The sequence below is a fragment of the Marinobacter sp. KMM 10035 genome (genome assembly GCF_046537445.1).
Lineage (GTDB): Bacteria > Pseudomonadota > Gammaproteobacteria > Pseudomonadales > Oleiphilaceae > Marinobacter > Marinobacter sediminicola.
Window position 1 is genome coordinate 128,449 of record NZ_JBBVMG010000002.1, and the last position, 23,633, is coordinate 152,081.

General features: G+C 53.7%; 24 protein-coding genes. 15 read left to right on the forward strand and 9 right to left on the reverse strand.

The window, feature by feature from the left end; translation table 11 throughout:
• Window positions 1-50: 50 nt before the first annotated feature.
• The 9 genes from phnC (at window position 51) to AADB16_RS12600 (ending at window position 7,892) form a co-directional block, all read left to right on the forward strand.
• On the forward strand, window positions 51-845 hold the full coding sequence (gene phnC / locus AADB16_RS12560) for a phosphonate ABC transporter ATP-binding protein (protein ID WP_100640337.1): 795 nt from the start codon (window positions 51-53) through the stop codon (window positions 843-845).
• Entirely contained in the window at window positions 842-1,660 is an 819-nt protein-coding gene (gene phnE / locus AADB16_RS12565) for a phosphonate ABC transporter, permease protein PhnE (protein ID WP_200371126.1), read from the forward strand. Before phnC ends, phnE (AADB16_RS12565) begins: the two co-directional genes overlap by 4 nt.
• On the forward strand, window positions 1,654-2,463 hold the full coding sequence (gene phnE, locus AADB16_RS12570) for a phosphonate ABC transporter, permease protein PhnE (protein WP_200371124.1): 810 nt from the start codon (window positions 1,654-1,656) through the stop codon (window positions 2,461-2,463). Before phnE (AADB16_RS12565) ends, phnE (AADB16_RS12570) begins: the two co-directional genes overlap by 7 nt.
• Window positions 2,464-2,533: 70 nt before the next feature.
• Complete coding sequence (locus AADB16_RS12575) at window positions 2,534-3,307, forward strand: HAD-IIB family hydrolase (protein ID WP_309044304.1); 774 nt, start codon at window positions 2,534-2,536, stop codon at window positions 3,305-3,307.
• Between the two features lie 16 nt (window positions 3,308-3,323).
• Window positions 3,324-4,106 (forward strand): DeoR/GlpR family DNA-binding transcription regulator, encoded by a 783-nt coding sequence (locus tag AADB16_RS12580; protein WP_410803779.1) that lies wholly within the window; start codon window positions 3,324-3,326, stop codon window positions 4,104-4,106.
• A 73-nt stretch (window positions 4,107-4,179) separates the two neighbouring features.
• Window positions 4,180-5,433, forward strand: coding sequence for a glycerophosphodiester phosphodiesterase family protein (locus tag AADB16_RS12585; protein ID WP_309044302.1), 1,254 nt, complete (start codon window positions 4,180-4,182; stop codon window positions 5,431-5,433).
• Window positions 5,434-5,454: 21 nt separating this feature from the next.
• Window positions 5,455-6,993 carry a glutamate synthase-related protein gene (locus tag AADB16_RS12590; protein ID WP_410803781.1) on the forward strand — a complete coding sequence of 513 codons (1,539 nt, stop codon included), beginning with the start codon at window positions 5,455-5,457 and terminating at the stop codon, window positions 6,991-6,993.
• 136 nt (window positions 6,994-7,129) lie between these two features.
• Window positions 7,130-7,366, forward strand: coding sequence for an MliC family protein (locus AADB16_RS12595; RefSeq protein ID WP_410803783.1), 237 nt, complete (start codon window positions 7,130-7,132; stop codon window positions 7,364-7,366).
• Window positions 7,367-7,520: 154 nt separating this feature from the next.
• Window positions 7,521-7,892: a YajD family HNH nuclease gene (locus tag AADB16_RS12600; protein WP_298446861.1), complete on the forward strand. Its 372-nt coding sequence runs from the start codon at window positions 7,521-7,523 to the stop codon at window positions 7,890-7,892.
• 27 nt (window positions 7,893-7,919) lie between these two features.
• Here AADB16_RS12600 and AADB16_RS12605 read toward each other — a convergent pair whose 3' ends face one another.
• Complete coding sequence (locus tag AADB16_RS12605) at window positions 7,920-8,594, reverse strand: class I SAM-dependent methyltransferase (protein ID WP_309044300.1); 675 nt, start codon at window positions 8,592-8,594, stop codon at window positions 7,920-7,922.
• Between the two features lie 100 nt (window positions 8,595-8,694).
• Window positions 8,695-9,453 carry a DUF1499 domain-containing protein gene (locus tag AADB16_RS12610; protein ID WP_410803786.1) on the reverse strand — a complete coding sequence of 253 codons (759 nt, stop codon included), beginning with the start codon at window positions 9,451-9,453 and terminating at the stop codon, window positions 8,695-8,697.
• Between the two features lie 117 nt (window positions 9,454-9,570).
• On the opposite strand from AADB16_RS12610, the gene AADB16_RS12615 reads away from it, so the two are divergent.
• Together AADB16_RS12615 and AADB16_RS12620 are read left to right on the forward strand one after the other, a co-directional pair.
• Window positions 9,571-9,837: a DksA/TraR family C4-type zinc finger protein gene (locus AADB16_RS12615; protein ID WP_410804555.1), complete on the forward strand. Its 267-nt coding sequence runs from the start codon at window positions 9,571-9,573 to the stop codon at window positions 9,835-9,837.
• 100 nt (window positions 9,838-9,937) lie between these two features.
• Window positions 9,938-10,951, forward strand: coding sequence for a class I fructose-bisphosphate aldolase (locus tag AADB16_RS12620; RefSeq protein WP_410803788.1), 1,014 nt, complete (start codon window positions 9,938-9,940; stop codon window positions 10,949-10,951).
• A gap of 7 nt (window positions 10,952-10,958) precedes the next feature.
• On the opposite strand, the gene AADB16_RS12625 is transcribed toward AADB16_RS12620, so the two are convergent.
• The 6 genes from AADB16_RS12625 to AADB16_RS12650 form a co-directional block, all read right to left on the reverse strand.
• Window positions 10,959-11,939 carry a tRNA dihydrouridine synthase gene (locus tag AADB16_RS12625; RefSeq protein WP_410803790.1) on the reverse strand — a complete coding sequence of 327 codons (981 nt, stop codon included), beginning with the start codon at window positions 11,937-11,939 and terminating at the stop codon, window positions 10,959-10,961.
• Window positions 11,940-12,057: 118 nt separating this feature from the next.
• Window positions 12,058-13,572, reverse strand: a complete 1,515-nt coding sequence (locus AADB16_RS12630) for a catalase (RefSeq protein WP_410803792.1) — start codon at window positions 13,570-13,572, stop codon at window positions 12,058-12,060.
• A 192-nt stretch (window positions 13,573-13,764) separates the two neighbouring features.
• Window positions 13,765-13,983, reverse strand: coding sequence for a DUF2835 domain-containing protein (locus AADB16_RS12635; protein WP_298446855.1), 219 nt, complete (start codon window positions 13,981-13,983; stop codon window positions 13,765-13,767).
• A 5-nt stretch (window positions 13,984-13,988) separates the two neighbouring features.
• Window positions 13,989-15,881 (reverse strand): molecular chaperone HtpG, encoded by a 1,893-nt coding sequence (htpG, locus tag AADB16_RS12640; protein WP_410803794.1) that lies wholly within the window; start codon window positions 15,879-15,881, stop codon window positions 13,989-13,991.
• A 218-nt stretch (window positions 15,882-16,099) separates the two neighbouring features.
• Window positions 16,100-16,534, reverse strand: a complete 435-nt coding sequence (locus tag AADB16_RS12645) for a PaaI family thioesterase (RefSeq protein WP_410803796.1) — start codon at window positions 16,532-16,534, stop codon at window positions 16,100-16,102.
• Window positions 16,531-17,001 (reverse strand): PaaI family thioesterase, encoded by a 471-nt coding sequence (locus AADB16_RS12650; protein WP_309044293.1) that lies wholly within the window; start codon window positions 16,999-17,001, stop codon window positions 16,531-16,533. Before AADB16_RS12650 ends, AADB16_RS12645 begins: the two co-directional genes overlap by 4 nt.
• A 152-nt stretch (window positions 17,002-17,153) precedes the next feature.
• Between AADB16_RS12650 and AADB16_RS12655 the strand changes: the two genes are divergently transcribed.
• From AADB16_RS12655 to AADB16_RS12670, 4 genes are all read left to right on the forward strand, one after another.
• Entirely contained in the window at window positions 17,154-18,386 is a 1,233-nt protein-coding gene (locus tag AADB16_RS12655) for a M48 family metalloprotease (protein ID WP_410804557.1), read from the forward strand.
• A gap of 170 nt (window positions 18,387-18,556) precedes the next feature.
• The gene (locus AADB16_RS12660; RefSeq protein ID WP_410803798.1) at window positions 18,557-19,102 is read left to right on the forward strand and encodes a hypothetical protein; all 546 of its coding nucleotides are present in this window, start codon (window positions 18,557-18,559) and stop codon (window positions 19,100-19,102) included.
• Complete coding sequence (locus AADB16_RS12665; protein WP_309044291.1) at window positions 19,103-20,290, forward strand: iron-containing alcohol dehydrogenase; 1,188 nt, start codon at window positions 19,103-19,105, stop codon at window positions 20,288-20,290.
• A gap of 175 nt (window positions 20,291-20,465) precedes the next feature.
• Window positions 20,466-21,245 carry a substrate-binding periplasmic protein gene (locus AADB16_RS12670; protein ID WP_309044290.1) on the forward strand — a complete coding sequence of 260 codons (780 nt, stop codon included), beginning with the start codon at window positions 20,466-20,468 and terminating at the stop codon, window positions 21,243-21,245.
• Here AADB16_RS12670 and AADB16_RS12675 read toward each other — a convergent pair.
• A complete protein-coding gene (locus AADB16_RS12675) occupies window positions 21,223-23,613 on the reverse strand; it encodes a putative bifunctional diguanylate cyclase/phosphodiesterase (protein ID WP_410803801.1) in 2,391 nt (796 codons plus the stop codon). The genes AADB16_RS12670 and AADB16_RS12675 overlap by 23 nt on opposite strands.
• Window positions 23,614-23,633 lie beyond the last annotated feature (20 nt).

Here is a 23,633-nt window from a genome sequence, read left to right on the forward strand (position 1 = left end):
AGCCCAGGAGCCTCTGGCATCGCGCCAGAGGCTCTATCCGGAGTAAACACATGTTAGAGATTACCAACCTCGTAAAACGTTACGGGCAAAACGAACCTGTGCTCAAAGGCCTGAATCTGAAGGTGGAAGGCAGCAGTGTTGTTTCCATCGTCGGCGCATCCGGTGCAGGTAAAAGCACCTTGTTACGATGCATCAACCGGTTGGTCGAGCCAACGTCGGGTTCGATCAAGCTGAACGGCCACGAGTTGGTCAATCTTCGCGGAAGCGACCTGCGCCACTCTCGTCGGCGGATCGGTATGGTGTTTCAGGGCTTTAACCTGATTGACCGTTTAACCGTTATGGAAAACGTGCTCTCCGGCCGCTTGGGCTATGTGTCCTTCTTTCAGGCTTTGACTCGTCGCTTCCCACAATCGGATATCGACCGCGCGTTCAGCCTCATGGAGCGTGTGGGTATCGCCCACTACGCCGATAAACGTGCCGACCAGCTGTCTGGTGGTGAACGCCAGCGTGTTGCCGTGGTACGTGCTTTGATGCAAGAGCCCGAAATTCTTTTGGCCGATGAGCCCACGGCGTCGTTGGACCCGAAAACCTCACAGCAGATCATGAGCCTGCTGCAAAGCCTTGCCAGTGAAATGTCTTTGCCTGTACTGATCAACATTCACAACGTAACTCAGGCGCGTATGTACACCGACCGTATTGTCGGCATGCGCCATGGGCAGATGATTTTTGACGGTGAACCCAAAGACTTCAACCAGGATGCTCTGGATGCCATTTACGGTGGCATTGAGTCGCCGGAAGAAGATGCTGGTGAGCCTGCATCCCCAACTGAGGAGGCTTCGGCATGACATCCGGGAACACTGCATCCGGTGCACAGCCGGGCAGGGTCTGGAAAAAGCCCCCTTTCATAGCAAATCCCTGGATTCGCTATGGATTGGTCGCAATCACCCTGGCCTACTTGTACTGGGCATTCTCAACACTGCCTTTTGACTGGCAGCGTATCGCTGAAGGCTTGCCTCGGGCAGGCAAAATTTTTGGCGGCGCTTTCCCTCCCAGTTTTGAACGCGGCGGGCTGCTGTGGACGGGCTTCAAGGAAAGCTTCCAGATTGCCTTTTTGGCGACCATGCTGGGTGTTCTCCTGTCGGTTCCCATTGCGGTCATGGCGGCTCGTAACGTAGCGCCCCTTCCCGTTTACATTCTGGGGCGGACTCTTATTATCGTCTCCCGCAGCTTTCACCCGGTTATCGTCGCCATTCTGTTTGTTGCAGCGGTGGGCTTTGGCCCTATGGCGGGCATTCTTACCCTGACTCTCTATTCCATCGGCTTCGTTGCCAAGTTATTGGCAGAAGAGATTGAAGAAATTGATTGGGGCCAGGTTGAAGCCATGCGTTCTGTTGGCGCCGGTTACATGAAAATCCTGGTTTATGGGGTTTTCCCACAGATCATGCCGCGCCAGATCGGGCTATCCATGTATCAGCTCGACAGTAACCTTCGCGCATCGGCCGTTGTTGGCATTGTGGGTGCCGGCGGTATCGGTGGCACTCTGATGAACGCTTTCGGACGTTACGATTACGATTTCGCCTTTGCCATTTTGCTGATGATTATTGCGATCATTCTGGTCAGTGAAGGCTTGAGCGGATGGGTGAGGAAAAAAGTATGGTAGATCACGCTGCAAAACTGACCGACCGAGTCTGGTCGCGCTACGACCGTAAAGAACAGCTTACGCGCTATGCGGTCTACCTGGCCACGCTGATAGCTGTTGTTTGGGCCGTGCGTGATATTGATATTTTTTGGCCCTGGGTTTGGGATGCGCCCAACCAGATCCAAAGCTTGGGCGCACGCATGTGGCCGCCGGAATTCAGCAAGTGGAGTGCGATTTTCTCCGCCATGCTGGAGACGGTGCACATTGCCACCCTGTCCACCATGCTGACGATTTTCATCGCTCTGCCGGTGTCTTACATAGCGGCTCAGAACACCACACCGAACAAGATCACGCTCTGGATTGGCCGGTTCATTCTGGTATCCAGCCGCTCTGTGAACACCATTATCTGGGCATTGCTGTTCGTGGCTATTTTTGGCCCCGGCGTGCTGGCCGGTATTTTGGCGGTGATGTTCCGCTCAGTCGGGTTTATCGGCAAGCTGATGGGCGAGGCGATAGAAGAGATTGACCGCCGCCCGGTGGAAGCCATGGAAGCGACCGGTGCCAGCAAGATGAAGGTGGTGTTGTACGCGATTGTGCCTCAGGTAATGCCGGCATTTTTCGCCATCATTATTCTGCGCTGGGACATCAACATCCGTGAATCCACTGTGCTGGGTTTGGTGGGTGCTGGTGGTATCGGTGTATTGCTGCAGGGGTCAATCGACATGTTCGCTTGGCAAACCGTTGCAACCATCCTGCTTGCAATCGTTGTGTTGGTCATTCTGGGCGAGGCGCTGACCAGCGTCCTGCGCAAAAAAGTAATTTGACCTTGAGTTGTTTGCCGCCCGAGCGTTTCGGGTGGCAAACACTCGCGCTGTGAACTGGATAACCGATTCTATGAAAGACAGTATTGATTTTGGCAGGGCCGACATTCTTTTCACCGATGTGGACGATACACTCACCACCTGTGGCCGCCTTCTGCCAGAGACTTATCTCGCGATCTGCCGGCTGGCCGATGCAGGTATCAGTGTCATCCCCGTAACAGGGGGCTGTGCTGGCTGGTGTGACCAGATCATTCGTACCTGGCCGGTAAAAGCGGTGATTGGTGAAGGCGGAGCCTTCTATGCTGAGCGCACTGCCCCGCAAACTGTTAAATGGCACTTCTGGGAAAACGAAGCGAAACACCGACGCGACCAGCAGTCCATATTAGACGCTGTCGCAGCACTGGATTTGGATTTCGAGGCAAAGCTGGCCACAGACCAACCCTTCCGTTTTGTCGATGTGGCAGTAGACTACAACCAGCAGGAATCGCTAACACCTGAGCAGGTAGCGGCGATACATGATCCTTTGGTTTCCCAGGGCTTCAGCGTTCGGCAAAGCTCTATCCACATCAACATCTGGCTCGGCGATTTCGACAAATCCACTATGTCACTTCGAGTGGGCCAGGAGTTACTGGGGCTGGATATCGAGTCTTTGCAGAAGCGCTCCATTTTCATTGGTGATGCCCCCAATGACGAGAGCATGTTCCGCAGCTTTCCCATGAGTGTTGGCGTAGCCAATATTCGGAAGCATTTACACGTTATGACCCATCAGCCCGCAGCGATTGTCAGCCAACCTTCGGGATTGGGCTTTGCTGAAATGGCAGAGGCCTGGCTGCAACATCGCACCTGACCGAGCAGGTAATCTGATGAGTGCCAAAGAACGCCAGCGCTGCATCCTCGAATGGGTGCATGAACAAGAGCATGTCGAAGTTGAAGACATCGCTCAGCGCTTTGGCGTCACTACGCAAACCATTCGCCGCGACATCAACAAGATGTGCGAACAGGGTTTGTTGCGCCGTCGTTATGGCGGTGTCAGCCTGCCGGCAACGCCTGCACCATCCTTTGCTGTGCCCCAGGATGAACCTACATCCAGTCAACTCGCTAAACAGCGAATGGCCAAACGCGTTGCCACAGATATTCCTGAAGGCGCCACCGTTAGCCTGGGGGTTGGCAGTACCGTTGAACTGGTTGCACAAGCGCTGATTCATCATCATTCGCTTCGGATATTGACCAACAATTTCAGTGTGGCGGCAGCACTTTCAGGTAACCCGGGTATCGAGGTTATCGTGTCTGGAGGCATGTACCGCCATAACCATCACGATGTGGTTGGACCAGAAGTCAGCAGCTTTTTCAGCTCCTTCACGACAGACTTCGGCATTTTCAGCACCGGAAGCATGGATCTGGAACAAGGCTTGATGGATCACGAAATCCGCGAGGCTGAAGTTAGCCGTGCCATCATCGCAAACACCAGAACCCGTATGCTTGTGGCAGACCACAGCAAATGGACTCTGAACGCACATTGTAAAGTGGCCACGTTCAAATACGTTGACCGTTTTTACACCGATTCCGTCCCACGGAAACAGCGGGCAAACTTGCCCGACTCCATGGCCATCATTGAATGCGACGAACCACAGCTGGTGGTTAGTTGATCAATAGTGAGGTGGCCACTAATGTTTAGCTCAGTAATATAAATTCAAACAAAAAATACAGAAGGATTCTGTCATGAAACGTACACTTTCCCTGTCACTGCTCGCGGGTTCTATTGCGGTCATGTCTGGCTGCAGCACCATGGATCACAATGCCAGCACCCCTGAAGCCTCCCCTACTGACAGCCAGGCGCTGGTTCAAGTTGGACCCCGGCCTTACTTCCTGATTAACAACATGGACGAAGGCAAGCTGAAGCAGTCCCTGCAAGCGTGTGAATCCAAGCCGGTGACCTCTTCGACCTTCTCCATCGGTCACCGGGGTGCTCCTATGCAGTTTCCTGAGCATACCCGCGAATCTTACATAGCGGCCGCACGAATGGGCGCCGGGATCGTAGAGTGCGACGTGGCCTTTACCAAGGACAGGGAGCTGGTGTGCCGCCATGCCCAGAATGACCTGCACACAACCACCAACATCGTGGCTGTGCCGGAATTGAACGCCAAGTGCACCAAGCCTTTTACCCCGGCAGATCCGGCCACAGGCCAAAAGGCCGAAGCTGAATGCCGCACAAGCGACATAACACTGGCTGAGTTCAAATCGCTCAGGGGTAAAATGGATGCGTTTAACGCCGATGCCACCACACCAGAAGAATACCTGGGCGGCACAGCCGACTGGCGAACGGATTTGTACGCCACGAATGGAACGGTGTTAAGCCACCGTGAAAGCATCGAGCTGCTCAAGGAACTGGGTGTTCAGTTCACTCCGGAGCTGAAAACGCCGGTGGTCGACATGCCGTTTGAAGGCGACTACACACAGCAGGATTATGCTCGCCAGATGATTAATGATTATGTACAGGCAGGCGTTAGCCCTTCCGATGTATGGCCCCAGTCGTTCCTGCTGGAAGACGTGGTTTTCTGGATCAATGAAACGCCTGAATTTGGCAAGCAAGCGGTCTTCCTTGATGAAGATGATCACTCCCCTGAAAACGTATCCCTTGAGTACATGGAAAGCCTCGTTCAACAAGGGGTTCCTGTTCTGGCGCCTGCAATCTGGAAAATGCTGACCCTGAACAGCAACAACGAAATTGTACCTTCCGAGTATGCACTCAACGCCAAAGCTGCAGGCCTTGACCTGATTGGCTGGTCGCTTGAGCGCAGCGGACCGCTACACACGGGCGGCGGGTGGTACTATCAGAGCGTAACCGATGCCATCAACAACGACGGTGACATGTTCACAGTGATAGATGTGTTGGCTCAGGAAGTGGGTGTAATCGGTATTTTTTCAGACTGGCCGGCCACTACAACCTACTACGCCAACTGCATGGGCATATAAGCTGAACCCTGGAGTTACCTAATGAACCCGACCGTAGCGAATAACAGGCCTGTAAAAGTGGATCTCGCAGAAGGCGAGGAATATTACTTTTGCACCTGTGGCCGTTCCAACAAACAGCCGTTTTGCGACGGTTCCCACGTGGGAACTGAGTTCAAACCAAAACCCTTCACGGCTGAGAAATCTGGTGATGCCTATTTGTGCCAGTGCAAACATTCGGCAAATCTGCCGTTTTGCGATGGTACTCATAAGCAGTTTGATGCCAGTGCAGTTGGCAAGGAAGGGCCTGGCATCAAAGCGGGCGCAAGTGAGATTCCCGTGGCAAGTGCCACTGTTGAGGAACCTACGGTCGAGTTCATTCACCAACTGGCCAGAGATGGCTTATCAAAGATGGGGCACCATGGTCCTATGACCTCCATGGGGGTGCCCCGTCATTTGCTGCCGCACTGGGATGATATTCAGGTGATGACGGCGCAAATGGCTACTCAGCCTCTGCTTGAAGATGTTCCCGTTAGTACCGAGCTGGTTATCGGGCCCAGAGCCAGAAAGCCGCTGAAGCTCAAGATTCCCCTGTTTGTTTCCGACATGAGTTTCGGAGCCCTGTCTGAGGAAGCCAAGCTGGCTTTGGCGAAAGGCGCCGAAATGGCAGGCACGGGCATTTGCTCTGGAGAAGGCGGAATGCTGCCAGAGGAACAGGCCGCTAACTCCCGTTATTTTTATGAATTGGCGAGTGCGCAATTCGGGTATGACGAAGCAAAACTGAAAGATGTTCAGGCCTTCCACTTCAAGGGCGGTCAAGGCGCAAAAACCGGCACTGGCGGCCATCTGCCAGGCAATAAAAACGTCGGTAAAATTTCACAGGTTCGAGGCATTCCCGAAGGCGAACCTGCGGTATCTCCACCCACATTTGCACACTTGCACACGGCGGCAGACTTCAAGAAATTTGCCGATCGCGTGCGTGAGGTAACGGGTGGCATCCCCATTGGTTTCAAACTCAGTGCCAACCATATTGAAAAGGACATTCAGTTTGCTCTGGATGCCAGCGCCGATTACATCATATTGGATGGCCGAGGTGGCGGCACGGGTGCGGCGCCGGAAATGTTCCGCGATCACATCAGTGTGCCGACCATACCTGCACTGGCACGGGCGCGGCGATACCTGGATGAGCAGGGCGTGGGTGGCGACGTTACCCTGATTATTACCGGTGGCCTGCGCACACCCATGGATTTCGTGAAGGCCCTGGCTTTGGGCGCCGATGGCGTAGCCATAGCAAACAGCGCCATGCAATCAATAGGCTGTGTCGCTGCGCGCATGTGTAATACAAACAACTGCCCTGCCGGTATAGCCACACAAAAGGCCGATCTTCGGCAGCGTTTGAACGTCGAAAAATCCGCCGGGCAGCTCAGGAATTTCTTTGAAGCCTCTGTAGAATTGATGCAAGTGATGGCCAGAGCCTGTGGTCACGATTCGTTGAATTCATTCAACAGTGACGATTTGGCAACTTGGCATCGAGAGATGGCTCTGTTATCAGGAGTAAAGTTTTCCGGGTTTATCGAACCCTGATCAACTTTTTCATCACTAATCAAACTTTCGAGGCATGTATGAACATTTATGCTCCCCTTACGATGGCGTCCGCCCTTTTCCTCACTGCCTGTGCAAGTTCGCAGCAAGATGATGTGGGCACCACGCATACCTATCAGTGCGACAGTGCGAAACGATTACGGCAACCTACCCTTCGAACAAATCTGCTGTAATTCAGCACAAGGGTGCCAAGCACACACTGCAAATCGCAGTCTCTGCCAGTGGTTCACGCTACGTTGGCAACGAGCTGGAGTGGTGGACGAAGGGTTCCGGCCCCGGAGCTGAAGCTGCCCTCCTCCATCACATGGCTGACGGCACTTCAGGAAAAATCATCGAGAACTGTGCTGAATCCTGAGCATCGAAAGATATGAAAATCACGCTTGCTCTGTAGCATTTGAACTAATAAAACGGCTAACCGATGCGTTACGCAATCGAATTCCAACTATTGTTTGGGTAGCCCTATCGGACAGCATGGGCAGCAATTACGCCCGAACAGAGGAATAGCCTGCATGAGCCAAAATACCGGCAGCACAAGCAAGGTAGATAAACTGCTGGCTGAGCAGCGTGACTATATCGCAAAGCGCGAAAGTGGCTACCGTGAGCGCGCTCTGAAAATGTACCCCTGGGTATGTGGCCGTTGCGCCCGTGAGTTTACGCGCATCAATTTACGAGAGCTCACCGTGCACCATGTTGACCATGACCACGACAACAACCCGGCCGACGGCAGTAACTGGGAACTGTTGTGCGTGTACTGTCACGATGAAGAGCACAGCAAGTTTGAGGATTTTGTGCGCTACGGCGGAAGTTCCGAGAAGCGGCGTGAAGCCGCAACGCACAACCCGTTTGCAGGCCTGAAGGAAGCGCTTGAGAAGAAAAACTAACAGCCTGCCTGTATCTTAAGAGTCCCGTTAGGCAGGCTCTACACATCCCCCCCGCCAGAATTTAAGCACGTGCCCTTTGAAGGGCTTTTCCAGGTAATCCGTATGCTCCGGCTTCTCCTCAGAAAAGCTGAATCCGTGGGTTTCCATGCGACGGCTGAATTTGTTTTTTCTGCCTCTTCCCGGATCCACCAGAATTACTTCACAGGTTGGGTTGGCGTGCCGGTCAATGAAATCGGCCAACAGGTTTACGTGCTCGTCTTCGTACAACACGTCACTGCCAATAATAATATCGAACAAGCCGAGATCACTGGCTTTATCTGCCCAATCAACTCGCTGGTAACCTATCGCTTTCCCTTGGTTGAGCTGAGTGTTCCGCTCCAGAAAAACGCCCACTTCAGGGTGGTAGTCGGTCGCCGTAATATCATCGTTACGTTCGTTCAGCAGCAGGCTGGACAGCGCCATTCCGCAGCCAATTTCCAGAACTCTCTTGCCCTCCGTTGGATGCTTCACAATGTGATGGGCAAGCACCAGGCTTGATGGCCAGATAATTCCGAACAGCGGCCAGGTAGCAGAGGAAATGCCCAGTTTGAGGGCAATGTCGTTTGGATCGTCGAATTGCTGATTATCACGCAAGGTACACACGTGAATGTCCACGTTGCCGAACTCAATAGTTTGGTAGCGAAGACGCAGGGGTGATTTCATTGTGGGTCACACTAAAGGAGTTAGGCCCGCCAACCTGTTAAATGAAGCGGAAAATCCTACACCTTCAGAGTATACCCCTTGGCTCGCTTGGAAAACGACTTTAACGTTTTGCCAGATCTTCAAGAAAAACCTGAATTCGTTCTGCGTTGGTGCCAAGATCGCTTTTGCCCAGCCTGGAGGCAGAACGCATATCTACTTGCACGCCTTGCTCTGTTTCCGTCATGCGGATCACCACGTCATCTTTAAACCCGAACCAGCGGGTTGTCGCGGTGGCTTCAATGGTATTGTCGGTGATTCCGGCAATCTCCCAACCACGGGCTTGAACCATGGTTTTCACTGCGGTCATAACACGCGTTAAAGGAGCATCCAGAATAATCGGCTTTAACTGGGGGTAGGCCAATTGCTGCTGCTTTGCAGTTTCCGCTCCCGGATAATCGACGGCATTGGGTGCTTCCTCACGGGCCGCCGCCAACAATGTGAAGGCCGGAGGGTTTTCCATATCCGTTGTTATATCGTGGATGGGCGGCACGCTTTGGGCGCGCTGCTTCATCTGCATGGGTATGGCGATTATGGCCACTACCGCCAAGGTGACCAAAGCACCCACCAGAGCCGGCCGCCAGCGGCGCAGCGCACCTGCAAGTACCAAAGTAATCAGCCCCACTACCGCAGCACCCATTGCCAGTTGCGCGCCCTGCCGCATCCACGTGAAGGAGGTGCCCAACTTAATCCACTCTGCCCTGAATGCCGGCCCGGCAACGCCCATCAACGCGCCTGCTACTATCAACAGGGTTATTGCAAGCCACGCTGTAACAAGTGGCCACTTTCCGCCGCGTCGGGTTGAGTTGTTTTCAGGCGACATTCTGCTTCCTTATCTATACGTGGGAAAACCTAATACGATGCCCTACCTTAGCCCGATCACCGCGGCTTTGGTATGCTGATGTTCACAACAGGTAAAGGCTTTGCCGAGGGTAAGGTTATGGCTGGTGGGTGGACCCGTGATGGGGCTGTGCAGGATCAGATTGATGCGAGCGTAGAGGATGCCGTCGCTGAGGCACGTAGTCGGCTTGGCAGGGGTGAAAGTGCGGAGTTCTGCGAAGAGTGTGACTGCCCTATTCCTGAAGCTCGGCGCAAAGCGATTTCCGGTGTACGCCTGTGTGTTAATTGTCAGGCGGCGCTGGAAAAACAGGAAACAGGATCAGGCGGCATCAACCGACGAGGCAGTAAAGATAGCCAACTGAGATAACCGGGTGCAATCAAAGAATGGCCCTGAAACACAGACTACACTTGAAGATATACCACAACGGATATACGCCATAACACTCTCCCCGTCATAAGGAGCCGGTATGAGCATTCAAGCCGAACTGAATTCAACCATTCAAGCCCTCATTCAGCCAGGAAAAGGAATTCTTGCCGCCGATGAAAGCCATCCCACGATTGCCAAGCGCTTCAAGGCCGTTGGTGTCGAATGTACGGAAAGCAAACGTCTGGAGTATCGCAGCCTGGTTTTTTCTACACCAGGGCTCGGTGAGTTCATCAGTGGCGTCATTCTCTTTGAGGAAACCCTTGGCCAGAACAGCCTTGAACGAGTCACGATCCCGGCGCTGCTGGAAAACCAGGGGATTGTGCCGGGGATCAAGGTAGATAAGGGTAAGAAACCACTCGTTAACGCCCCGGGCGATGAAATAACCTACGGGCTGGACGGTTTGGATGATCGTCTGGAAATCTACAAGAACCAGGGTGCCCGGTTTGCCAAGTGGCGCGCTGTTTACACTATCTCCGAGACCCTACCCTCACGCCAGGCGGTGGAAGCCAACGCTGAAATGCTGGCGCGCTATGCCGCGCTCTGCCAGGCCATAGGCATTGTGCCTATTGTGGAGCCCGAGGTACTGATTGACGGTGATCACACCATCGAACGGTCTGCGGAAGTAAACGAAGTCGTGATTTCGGAGGTTTTCAACGCGCTTCGCCGGCACCGAGTGCAACTGGAAACCATCATTCTTAAACCGAGCATGGTAACGCCGGGCAAAGAGTGTGCGAAGGCGTCTCCAGAGGAAGTCGCAGAAGCGACGTTGAAAGTATTCCGCAAGGTTGTGCCTGCAGCGGTTCCAGGCATTAGTTTCTTGTCTGGAGGACAGACCCCTGAAGAAGCGACCAGTAACCTGAACGCCATGAACTGCCATGGCCCGCAACCTTGGTATCTGAGCTTTTCCTATGGGCGCGCACTACAAGAGCCAGCTCAGATAGCCTGGGCTGGCGACCTTAATAACAAATCGTACACTCAGGCAGCCATGCTAAAACGCGCACGTCTGAACGGTGCTGCGTCTCAAGGCTTGTACACACCCGATATGGAAACCTGAAGGTAATTCAGGCAGCCTGAACGGGAGCCTTGGGCTTGGCAGGGACAACCTGCTCAAGGCACGCCAGCATAGGTGCAACCTCACGGATCTTACGGGCATCCTGCCAGATGGCTTCCGCCTCCGGAAATCCCTGTCGCAAAAAGTTCAGCCACTGCTTGATGCGGCCGGTTACATACTTGTCTTCCAGCCAGCCCTGCAGCACTTCGGCATATTCCCGAACCAAGGCTACGGCCTCTGGCCAGGTCATGTCTGTAACCTTTTCACCTTGTTGACTCGCCTTGATCTTGAGGGCGAGATCCGGCCTTGCAATCAGGCCTCGGCCGATCATGACATCTTCACAACCGGACACTTCCCGGCAGCGCCAGTAATCGGCTACTGTCCAGATTTCACCATTGGCTATGACTTTGCATTTAACCGCCTCGCGAGCCTTGGCGATTTCCTCCCAGTAGGCTGGTGGTTTGTAGCCATCCACCTTACTGCGGGCATGGATAACAATCTCCTCTGCCCCGGCCGCTTCCAGCGCCTGAGCACAGGCCACGCCCATGGAGCGATCGTCGTACCCCAGGCGCATCTTGGCCGTAACCGGCACGCCTTCAGGAACGGCCCTACGCACGGCCGCAACGATGTTATGCATCAGTTCCGGCTCTCGCATCAACACACAGCCACCCTTGTGCTTGTTCACCGTTTTGGCGGGGCAGCCGAAATTGATATCAACCTGAGTTGCGCCCAGCTCTGCTGCTCTGTTCCCGTGCCAACCCATTTGCTCCGGGTCTGAACCCAACAGTTGAACAGCCACAGGGGTGCCCACCCGTGTGAGGGAATGGTTATGCAGTTCAGGGGCAAACTTATAGAAAACCCGTGGCGGCAACATGCTATGGGTCACACGGATGAACTCGGTCACGCAACGATCTATCCCGCCGACTTTGGTCAGGGTTTCACGAATAGGTGCATCGACCAACCCTTCCATCGGGGCAAGGATGATTCGCATGGGGGTCTCCAATTGTTCAAAATTCAAGCGAGCGCGATTGTAGGCAATTCGCGCTCGCTTTGGTAGTGAAGGCTACCGGGGCTCACCTCCCATGAGTGCTTGTTACTGCAAGCAGATATTACTCTGCCAATTCAGGGTTGGGATCCAGCTCATCAGGCGACTTGACCGACATACCCAGAGCCTTGGCAACGCCTTCGCCATAGGCCCGGTCGCAACGGGTGCAGTTGTCGATGTGGCGCTGTTTGATGAAGTCTGGCGCATCCCCCATATTCCGCCCGGTATTTTCAAACAGTACCTGCTGTTGAGCAGGTGTCATCAGTTGAAACAGTGCGCGGGGCTGACTGTAATAATCGTCATCATCCTCACGGAAATCGAACATGGCCGCATTCCCGTCAATCTTGAGCGGCGGCTCTGCATATTCGGGTTGGTCTCTCCACTGACCGAAGCTGTTTGGCTGATAATGCGGCAAACTACCGTAATTGCCGTCTACCCTGCCAAGACCATCGCGATGGTTGCTCATAACCGGGCATTTAGCCCCATTCACCGGTATCTGCTGGTAGTTCACACCCAAACGATACCGTTGCGAATCGGGGTAGTTAATAAGGCGCGTCTGAAGCATCTTGTCCGGAGAGACACTGATACCAGGCACTAGATTCGCTGGCGAGAAGGCCGCCTGCTCAACATCCATATGATAGTTTTCAGGATTTCGGTTTAGCTCAAACTCGCCGACCTCGATGAGCGGGTAGTCCCCCTTGGGCCAAACCTTGGTCAAGTCAAACGGATGCACGTGGTAGGTTTCCGCCTCGGCTTCGGGCATCACTTGCACATACATTTTCCAGCGCGGGAAGTCGCTACGCTCGATCGCTTCAAAAAGGTCCCGCTGATGGCTTTCACGGTCATCAGCAACAACTGCCGCTGACTCGGCGTCGGTCAGGTTCTCAATGCCTTGCTGCGTTTTGAAGTGGAATTTCACCCAATAACGCTCACCTGCCTCGTTCCAAAAGCTATAAGTGTGGCTGCCAAAGCCATGCATGTGCCGGTAGCTTTTGGGGATGCCACGGTCTGACATCACCACAGTCACCTGGTGCAGAGCTTCGGGCAGAAGTGTCCAGAAATCCCAGTTGTTCGTGGGCGAACGCATGTTGGTTTTAGGATCGCGTTTTACGGCTTTATTCAAATCCGGAAACTTCTTGGCATCCCGTAAAAAGAACACAGGGGTATTGTTGCCCACCATGTCCCAGTTGCCTTCTTCGGTATAGAATTTGAGCGCAAAGCCGCGAATATCACGCTCGGCATCGGCCGCGCCCCGCTCGCCTGCGACAGTACTGAAGCGGGCAAACATTTCGGTCTTTTTCCCTACTTCACTGAAAATTTTAGCGCGCGTATAGCGGGTAATGTCATTGGTTACGGTAAACGTACCAAACGCGCCCGACCCTTTGGCGTGCATGCGGCGCTCAGGAATAACCTCACGCACGAAATTAGCGAGCTTTTCGTTAAGCCACACATCTTGAACCAACACGGGGCCACGCTTACCAGCGGTCATCGAGTTCTGGTTGTCGACTACCGGGGCACCAAAAGCGGTTGTCAGGTGTGATACCGGGCACTTACCCTTTTTTGAGTTTTCATCGGTCATGATCCGTTCCTCTGAAATTCATATCATCATTGAACAGCTTATACCAAGACTCGTACTCAGCAACTTGTGCTCTTTTCCTTGTTCCGGTGTCAGCGTTCAAAATCATTGGACCACGCCAATCACCGTGCAGATAATCAATTAAGAGAAAGACATCGAAAGTTTTTAACTATCAGGAATGAGAGGAGGGAAATACTAGACTCGCTCAATGAACTCGAACTTACCTTGTTCATTAAACACGATTCGGAAGGAGCCGCGAACGCCGTCGCGAAGATAGAAGCGGGAGAGAATACGGGCCGGGAAGCGGACTGAGCGTCCGTCCCGGGCCGTAGCGTGAACATCGGTAGCAACGCCCTGGTAGAATTTTATCCACTCATCAGGGCTGATGCTTATGTCCACGATAATCTGGTGCATGGGCTTTAGTTAGCCAGTTCCAGCAACAGACGGTTCAAGCGGGTTACGTAGGCACCCGGATCCTGTAGCTGCTCGCCACTGGCCAGAGTGGCCTGATCCAGCAGAACGGCAGAAAGTTCGTTGAAGCGCTCATCGCCCTTCTCACTTTCAAGGCGCTGAACCAGCGGGTGATCTACGTTGACTTCAAAGATCGGTTTGCTGTCGGGAACCTTCTGGCCAGCCGCCTCCATAATCTTCTTCATCTGGGCGCCCATATCGAAGTCGCCGGTTACCAGGCACGCCGGTGAGTCTGTCAGGCGGTTGGTTACCCGCACTTCCTGAACCCGGTCGGTGAGTGCTGTTTTGATACGCTCCAGAAGCGCCTTGTGCTCTTCAGCAGCTTCTTCCTTGTGCTTCTTGTCTTCTTCGGTTTCCACATCGCCAAGATCAAGATCGCCACGGGCTACGTCCTGGAACTGCTTTTCGCTGTATTCATTGAGGTAGCCCATCATCCACTCGTCGATACGATCGGAGAGAATCAGTACCTCAATACCCTTCTTGCGGAACACTTCCAGATGCGGGCTGCTCTTCGCGGCCATGAAGTTATCGGCTGTGATGTAGTAGATCTTGCTCTGACCTTCTTTCATCCGCTCAATGTACTGGTCCAGAGATACGTTCTGGGCACTCTCACCTGTGTGGGTAGAGGCAAAGCGCAGCAGGCCGGCAATTTTCTCGCGGTTGCTGAAATCTTCCGCCGGGCCTTCCTTGAGAACCGTGCCGAACTCATCCCAGAACTTCTGGTATTCACCGGCATCTTTCTTGGACAACTTACCAAGCATGTCCAGCACACGCTTGGTAAGCGCTGTGCGAATGCTGTCTACCGTGGAATCGTTCTGCAGAATTTCACGGGATACGTTCAGTGACAGATCATTGGAATCCACCACACCTTTAGCAAAGCGCAGGTACAACGGCAGGAACTGCTCTGCGTCGTCCATGATGAATACACGCTGTACATACAACTTCAAGCCACGGGGCGCATCACGGTTGTACATGTCAAACGGCGCACGAGCCGGAATGTACAGTAGGCTGGTGTAATCCAGTTTGCCCTCTACCTTGTTGTGGGACCAGGTGAGCGGGTCTTCAAAGTCGTGAGCAATGTGCTTGTAAAACTCTTTGTATTCCTCGTCTTTGATTTCGGTGCGAGGCAGTGTCCACAGCGCGGTTGCGTCGTTAATGGTTTCGTCTTTTGGCTCTTCGCCTTCTTCGGTCGGTTCGGACTTCATGACCACCGGGAAGGAGATGTGGTCGGAGTACTTCTTCACCAGGTTGCGCAGGCGGAAGCCATCGGCAAATTCGGTGGCATCGGGTTTCAGGTGAATAACAATTTCAGTGCCGCGCTTTTCGCGAGCGACCTGCTCGATTGTAAACTCGCCGTCTCCAGCCGACTGCCAATGCACGCCCTCTTCTGCTGGCGCGCCGGCGCGGCGGGTGAACACGTCAACTTTGTCGGCAACGATGAATGCGGAATAGAAGCCCACACCAAACTGGCCAATCAGTTTACTGTCTTTCTTTTCATCGCCGGAAAGCTGCTTAAGGAATTCTGCAGTGCCAGATCGGGCGATGGTGCCGAGGTTCTGAACGACGTCTTCACGGCTCATGCCGATGCCGTTGTCAGTCAGGGTAATAGTGTTGGCTTCTTTGTCGAAACCCAGGCGGATTTGCAGGTCGGAATCGCCTTCGTACAGGCCGTCATCTTTTACGGCGGCGAAGCGCATTTTATCTGCGGCATCGGAGGCGTTGGAAATCAGTTCGCGGAGGAAAATTTCCTTGTTTGAATATAGGGAATGGATCATCAGGTGAAGTAGTTGTTTTACTTCGGTCTGGAATCCTAACGTCTCTTTTTTTGATTCAACTGTCATTCTTCAGTCTCTCCTGCATGAAACATGTGGTGAGACACGGGAGCGAAGGGCATTCCAAAACACGCTGTAGATACGTCCGTGTACGCTCGGCTCCGCCATCCATGGCTCCGCACGGTTTTGGAATGCCCTTCGCTCCCGTGTCATCCGGCATCGGAATTATTCATGATGCAAAAATGGGGTCGCGCGAAAGCATTTCAAGCCCTGATGCAGAAAGCGGCTCAGTCTTCCAGCAGGAAATGCGCCCGCGCGGTGGAAATTGGCTTGGAGCGGGACTTTTGCCAGGCAGTTATCATCACGTTTGCTACCCGGTTGCCCTGTCGGGTGAGTTGGCATTCCGCGTAGATTTCGCGGTCGAGGCCGGCGCGGAGGTAGTCCAGGGAGAAGTTTACGATGCGGGGCATGCGAACGGTTTCCTGGGCGAGCATCAGGTATATCGCAGCCGAGAGCTCCATGAAACCACCTATTACGCCGCCGTGAATAGCGGGCAGTACAGGATTACCCAGGTTTTGATCTTTGGCTGGCAGGCGAAAGATGAGGTCGTCGCCAAATTGATCGCACTCCAGGCCAATAAAGTTTGCATAGGGAATGCTCGCGATCAGCCGGGAGAAGTCGCCTGTTTCGCGGGTGTATTTCAAGGTTTCCAGATCAGTCATACCGGGCCTCCGGTGATTTTTTCACGGTAGGCTTGCGGCAACGCCTGGGGGCCGATGCGCATGAAGGTTCCTACGCAGTTAGCTACGGTTTCGCCGTGGTCTTGATAGGCTTCGCATCGGGTGAATATGATGTTGCGGGTTAATCGGTGGATCTCTGCCCGTGCGTAAACGGGCTTGTGGGGCTCGGCTGGGCGCATGTAGTCAACCCGAAGATCCAGCGTGGGGCAAAGTTCGAATACGTCCAGAGCGCAGAGCATGAGCGAGCCGGATGTGGTGTCCATGAGCGTAGTGATGGCACCGCCATGAATCACGCCGGTAACTGGATTGCCGATGATTCGGTCACTGTATGGCAGGCAAAGAGTGAGGCTGCGATCTGTTGTCTCGGTCACCGTGAGACCAAGCTCCACAGCCTGGTTGAGCGTTTGGATAAACCGGGTTACCCGGTCGGCCCGGATTCGATCGTCCATTCAGAACAAACCTGTGCGTCGTGTATGGGTTTTACCACTGGCAGTGTTTCAAGCCGGCAGCAGCCGTGTAATTATACGCCTTAGTATTTCAATTACAGGAGTCGAGTGTGAAAAACACGGTCTTGCAACGCTGTGCGCCAGTTTTGGCATTTATGCTGGTGCTTTCCGGGTGCTCGGTAAACCCGGTTACTGGCGAGAACCAGCTTTCGCTGATTGGTGAGAGCCAGGAATTCGCCATGGGTGCTGAACAGTATACCCCCACCCAGCAGACTCAAGGCGGGCAGTTTTATGTTGACCCCGAGCTTACGCTCTACGTCCGCGAGGTTGGCCAGAAGATGGCGCAGGTGAGCGACCGCCCCGACCTACCCTACGAATTCGTGGTTCTTAACAGCAGTGTGCCTAACGCCTGGGCGTTGCCGGGCGGAAAGATTGCGATTAACCGTGGCCTGCTGACGCAGCTTAGTGATGAAGCCCAGCTTGCATCTGTGCTGGGCCATGAGATTGTGCATGCGGCAGCGCGCCACAGTGTTCAGCGTATGCAAAAGGGAATGCTGATCAGCGCCGGCGTGGCCGGGTTAGGGTTTGCGCTGTCTGATAACGAGTGGGCTGGCTTGCTTATGGGTGGCGCGGCTGTCGGCGCACAGCTTGCTCTGGCGCAATACGGCCAGGGAGATGAGCTGGAATCGGATTACTACGGCATCGTTTATATGAAAAAAGCCGGCTACGACCCGCAGGCTGCTGTTGAGCTGCAAGAGATTTTCCTTCAGCTTTCGAAGGGGCAGCAGGCAGGCTTTGTAGATGGTCTTTTTGCGACCCACCCGCCTTCCGCCAAGCGCGTACAGGAGAACAGTAAGCTGGTTGCCAAGATAGGCGGCGGTGGTTATCGCGGGGAAGAGGTTTACAAGAAGAAAACCGCGTTCCTGCGCAAGGCTCAGCCGGCTTACGATGCCCACGACGAAGCTATGAAACTTGCCTCCAATGGCGATATGAATGCAGCGCTTAAAAAGGTCAACGAGGCCATTAACCTGCTACCCCGTGAAGCCATGTTCTATTCTTTGCGTGGCCGTATTTATCAGGAGCAAAAGCAGCCCGAGAAAGCCCAGGCTGATTTCGACAAGGCGGTGTCTATGTACCCCGAAATGTTCACATATCGCCTCCACAGCGGCCTGACTGCGCTGCAGCTTAATAATCTGAGCAAAGCGCGGGAGAACCTGACCCGGGCTAACGAGGTGGTACCCACGTCCATTGCCTTTCTGCGGCTGGGCGATATTGCCGTAAAGGATAACAACCGCAAGGAGGCCATCGCTTATTACAGCACAGCGGCGGAGTCCGGCGGCGACATTGCGGAGGAAGCCAAGCGTAAGCTTGCCGCGCTAACCCAGTAACACCTCCAAAATCATGCGTTAAAAGGCCGCCATCCTGGGGATGACGGCCTTTTTTCGTTTCCGAATCCAGGTTTGCCGAGAGTGCGCAACTTTACTGTCATCATGATCATTGACTTTTAGAGCAATAACTCTAAAAATCAGTCATCAATAACCATATTCAGGTGACGGACATGTTAGCGAAACGTATCCAGCCGATGGCTTCCCAGGCGAAACGCCTGTATGTAGAGCTGATGTTCCAGGTTATGGGACGGGCCCTACAGGCGGTCAGTGAGGTTGATAGCGAGGTTCAGGCAGAGGCGCGAACTCTGCCTGAAGGGTTCCTGTTTGAAATGATGGTGATGCCAGACGGCTCCAAGCTGATCGTGGAACACATCGGCAACGGCCGTTTCCATTACCATGGGGACTCAGCCCCTCGCCCGGTAGATGTGTCCATCAAGTTCAAGCACCTTACCCACGCTTTTTTGGTGTTGTCGTTCCAGGAAAAAACCTCAGTCGCATTTGCCAATGACCGCATGCTGGTGGATGGCGATGTTAGTTACGCAGTGCGTATGACACGGGTGCTGAACCGGCTGGAGGCATTCATTCTGCCCAAGATCATTGCCGAACGAGCCGTAAAAGAATATCCGGCAAACCTGCATCTCCCGGAAAAATTGATCAGTGCTGCACAGATTTACTTGAAAGTTGCCACCCATTTTGTCCAGACAGTGAGAGCCTAAATGTCCAACACTTATTACGAGTTCTTCTGCCCGGTAAAAGTCATTGCCGGCAAAGCCGCCCTTGAGCACATTCCATATGAGCTAAGCGGCCTTGCCGCCAAGCGCCCAATGATTGTCACAGATAAGGGCGTTCGTGCCGCCGGGCTGCTGGACCCCGTTATTGCGGCCTGTGAAGAAAGTGGGCTCGAAATTATTTCCATTTACGACGATGTTCCACCGGACTCATCCACCACCGTCGTTCGTGACATTGCCGCCGTCTACCGTAAGGAAAAATGCGATTCCATCATTGCTATTGGCGGTGGCTCGGCCATCGACACAGGCAAAGCGGTCAACATTCTGGTTTCAGAGGGCGGAGATGACGTTGCCAAGTACACGGGTGCTGGCGTACTGAAACGTCCCCTCAAACCATTTTTGGTGGTGCCTACCACGGCAGGAACTGGCTCCGAAGTAACCTCTATTGCTGTCATAACCGATGAGAAAAAAGGCGTAAAACTGCCTTTCACCTCTTCATATCTGCTGCCCAACGCAGCGGTGATCGACCCGCGAATGACCCTGACGTTGCCACCTCACATCACCGCAGCAACGGCCATGGACGCCATGACCCACGCAATTGAGTCCTTCACGTGTATGGCGAAAAACCCCCTGAGCGATGCTTATGCTGCCGCGGCTATAAAAAAGGTCAGCCGTTCTCTGCTACAGGTAATGGACAACCCGAAAGACAGTGATGGCAGGCTTGAGCTGGCGCAGGCGTCCACCATGGCGGGCATTGCGTTCTCCAACTCCATGGTTGGGCTGGTGCATTCTCTTGGCCACGCCACCGGTGCTATCTGCCACCTGCCCCACGGCCTGTGCATGAGTCTGTACCTGCCTTATGTACTTGAGTACAACCTTGAAACCATTCGTGAACCGCTGAGCGAGTTGCTTTTGCACCTGGAAGGTCCGGAAGTATACGCAGCCACGCCTTCCAGCCGCCGTGCAGAAGCCAGTATTTCGGCGCTGCGCAAGCTGAGAGATGCGCTTTACAAGCGCTGCAAACTGCCACGCACGCTGAAAGAAACAGGCAAGGTTACCGAAGATCAGCTGGACCAGATTGCAGAAATGGCGCTCGACGACGGCTCCATCATGTTCAATCCGAAAGAGGTGAATCTGAAGGACGCACGAGCAGTACTGCAACGCGCCTGGGCCTGATACAACAACGACGCTGAAACGGGGCCCGAACACCGGCTCCGTTCCTGTTTAACACAACATTACTCAACACTGTTGAAATAACAGGACAGACGAGTAACAATTACCCTCCTTCTGGCAGGGATTTAGCCGGGTCAGTTCTTCCACGGACCGTACCACCCGCAGAGAGTCCCTTTTGATGAAGCACCTGAAATCTGGCTGGCTTACAGCTTTTACTAGACGCTTTGTCTGCCTGACCTTATTGCTGACGTTTGCCTTGGCCATAAACACTGCGTTTGCCAGCGATGCAAAGGTGTTTCGCTTCAACATTTCCCCTAACGGCTACCCGCCCTATATGATCGTTGATCGGGACGCGCCCTCCGGCATCATGTGGGACGTAGTTTCGCTGATTACCGAGCGCCTGGGCTATGAACTCGTCGCTAAAAAGATTCCCCGCAAACGCGTAGATCAGATGTTGCTGGATAGCTATATCGATGGCACTTCCCGGGCTGTTGAATGGACACAAAACCCCGAAGACTTTCTGTTTACTGAACCCGTAGTGGATGTGCAGGAAGTGTTCTTTACACCCAAAAGTACCGGTGAGACTTACCATTCCCCCGAAGACCTGTTTTCAAAAACGGTCGTTACCCATTTAGGTTACATATACCCGGTACTGGAACCACACTTTGAGTCTGGTGCTATCAAGCGTTTCGACGTGCCCAAAGAAATAGATATGTTTAAATTTTTACTTCACGGCGACCGTTTCGATGTCGCGGTGATGGATTTGCTTGTGGGCAAGTGGATGCTGAAAAATGAAGGCTTGCAGGATCAGTTCGTGTCTTCAGGGGGCATAAGCTCTTACGGCTTCCGGATTATGCTGCGCAAGGAATCCCGGCCATTTGCCGAGAAGTTCAACGCAGAACTGGCACGCATCCGCAAGAGCGGCGAACTGGCCGCTATCCTCGCGAATTACCGCTAAGAATATCCTGGAACAGACACGGGCGATGTAGCCCGTACCCCTGTAAATAATCCACACCCATATCTTTGAGCAATGCCTGGGTTTCGTCATTTTCGACAAACTCAGCGATGGTTTCTTTCTTCAGGGTTTTACCAATATCGTTTATTGCCCGTACCATCGCCAAATCCGTTTCGTCAGTCACTATGTCCCGCACAAATACCCCGTCAATTTTCAGATAGTCGACGGGGAGCCGACGAAGATAGCTGAACGACGACAATCCGGTTCCAAAATCATCCAAGGCAAAACGGCACTCCGAATCTCGCAGGCGTTCCATAAAGTCCTGGGCATCTGCAAGGTTGTGCATGGCAGCGGTTTCAGTCAGCTCAAAACAAATCTTGCGGCCTGATAGCCCATAGTGCTCTAACCGCTCGATAACGAAGTCGGCAAAATCAGGCTGATCAAATGAGCGACCAGACAGATTTATATGGCAGGCATCCAGTTCCTCCAGGTGCGCGGCATGTGCCACCAACTGGCGGAAGACTTCGTCGATCACCCAGCGATCTATTTTGGGCGCAATTCCAAAGCGTTCGGCCGCAGGCAGGAAGGCACCCGGGGGAACAGTTTTCCCGTCTTCGCCCTTCATCCGTACCAGGACTTCGTATCTCAACCTGCCACCGTTGCTCACCGGTGGCACGATAAACTGGGCATCAAGAAAGAATCGTTTTTCCTGCAAAGCTTCCTGAATGCGATTCACCCACTCCATCTCAGTGCGTTGCTCTGATATCTGAAGGTCATCTTTAACAGAAAGGTAAGTCCGGTTACGACCCCGGCTCTTGGCCACGTAACACGCAATATCCACCGCACGCATCAGCGTACTGATATCGGCAACGCCGGGTGTTATCGGCACAATACCAATACTGCCGCCCACACTGTGGCTTTTGCCTTCCCATGTGAACGCCATATCCTCAAGTGCCACACGGAGCTTGTCCGCGATACCAGCTGCGGCATCCGCCGAAAGGTTACGCAGAATGATGCCAAACTCATCACCGCCCAGGCGCGCAAGAACGTCACTTTCCCGCAGTGAATGGCGTGCTGTTGTAGCAACTTGCCGCAGCAGCTCATCACCTGCCAGGTGGCCGGATGTGTCGTTAACAACTTTGAACTGGTCCAGATCCAGAAAGCACAAGGCATGATTGGTGTGTTCAGTGTGTGCTTCATTCAGCACCGCCTCCAGATGACGCTCGAATGCCCGGCGGTTTACCAGCCCGGTCAGCACATCGTGATTCGCCTGGTAGCTCAATTCTTCTGACATGCGGTAGGATTCAGAAACATCTTCCAGCACAACGATATAATTGCCGGTGCGATCTTGGTGTGATTCGGCTTTAGACACAGTGAGCCTGGCCCAGAGCACGTCTCCGCTGGCGTTTTTCAGGCGCTGCTCAAAGGTATAGTTGGCTTCATCTTCAATCATGACCGCCTGTTGCTGTAACCGACCAGACTCCCAATCCTCGGGAAACAACAGGTCTTCATACCGCATCGAAAGTAACTCGGGCTTTGAGTAACCCAGAATCCTGCTGAGGGCTTCATTAACATCGAGCACATAGCCATCGCTCCGGAGCTGAGCTATGCCGACCGCCGCCTGTTCAAATATGGCGCGAAACTTCTGCGCCGAATGTCGAACCGAACGTGTCAGGCGGGCACTGAGTTGCCAGGCCACAAGGGCCAGAATCAACAGAAAAACTGTGCTTATAATCGATAGTACGCCCGCTGACCTTCTGGTCGCGCTGGCCATCGCTTCGCGAAAGCGCACCGCATATGTTTCCAGCTCGCCGTTTGTCTCCGCCAACTGTTGTCGAAGCAGCGCAATGTTTGCCCGGTCAGGCTGCGCCAAAGACCATTCCGCCTCCAGGGCATCACCAATTTTGCGAAGCTTAAGCAATCCGGGATCTGTCTTTCGCCATGCGTCCATGGCTTTCTGAAAATCATCAACATCCGATAGATTGCGCACCAACCAGATCATTCCGCCAACATCAGCCGGGTGATTCTTACCCGCAAGGAGACCTGTTTTGGCCGCGTCCCGATCAAATGGTTCAGTTTCCATGGCCAAACGCGCTTCGCGGTCAGCAAGCGGAACCGAAAGCCAGTCTCTGGCTTGTTTCAATTCCTGAGGGTTACCGGAACGGGCGTACCGGTCAAAATAGATCACAGCAGATAACTGGGATCTGGACCAGATACTTTCGCCACCCGCGTATGCCGTAATCGCAGCTTGGATCTGAACAATGGAAACGGCACAGATCATGGCAATCAAAACCAGGGAAAAAAGCCCCGCAACCATGCCGGCTATTTTTAGCCGCGGCGGCTGCCGATACCAACCTTGTCTTTTAGGCATTGTTTTTCCCTGTGTGCGGC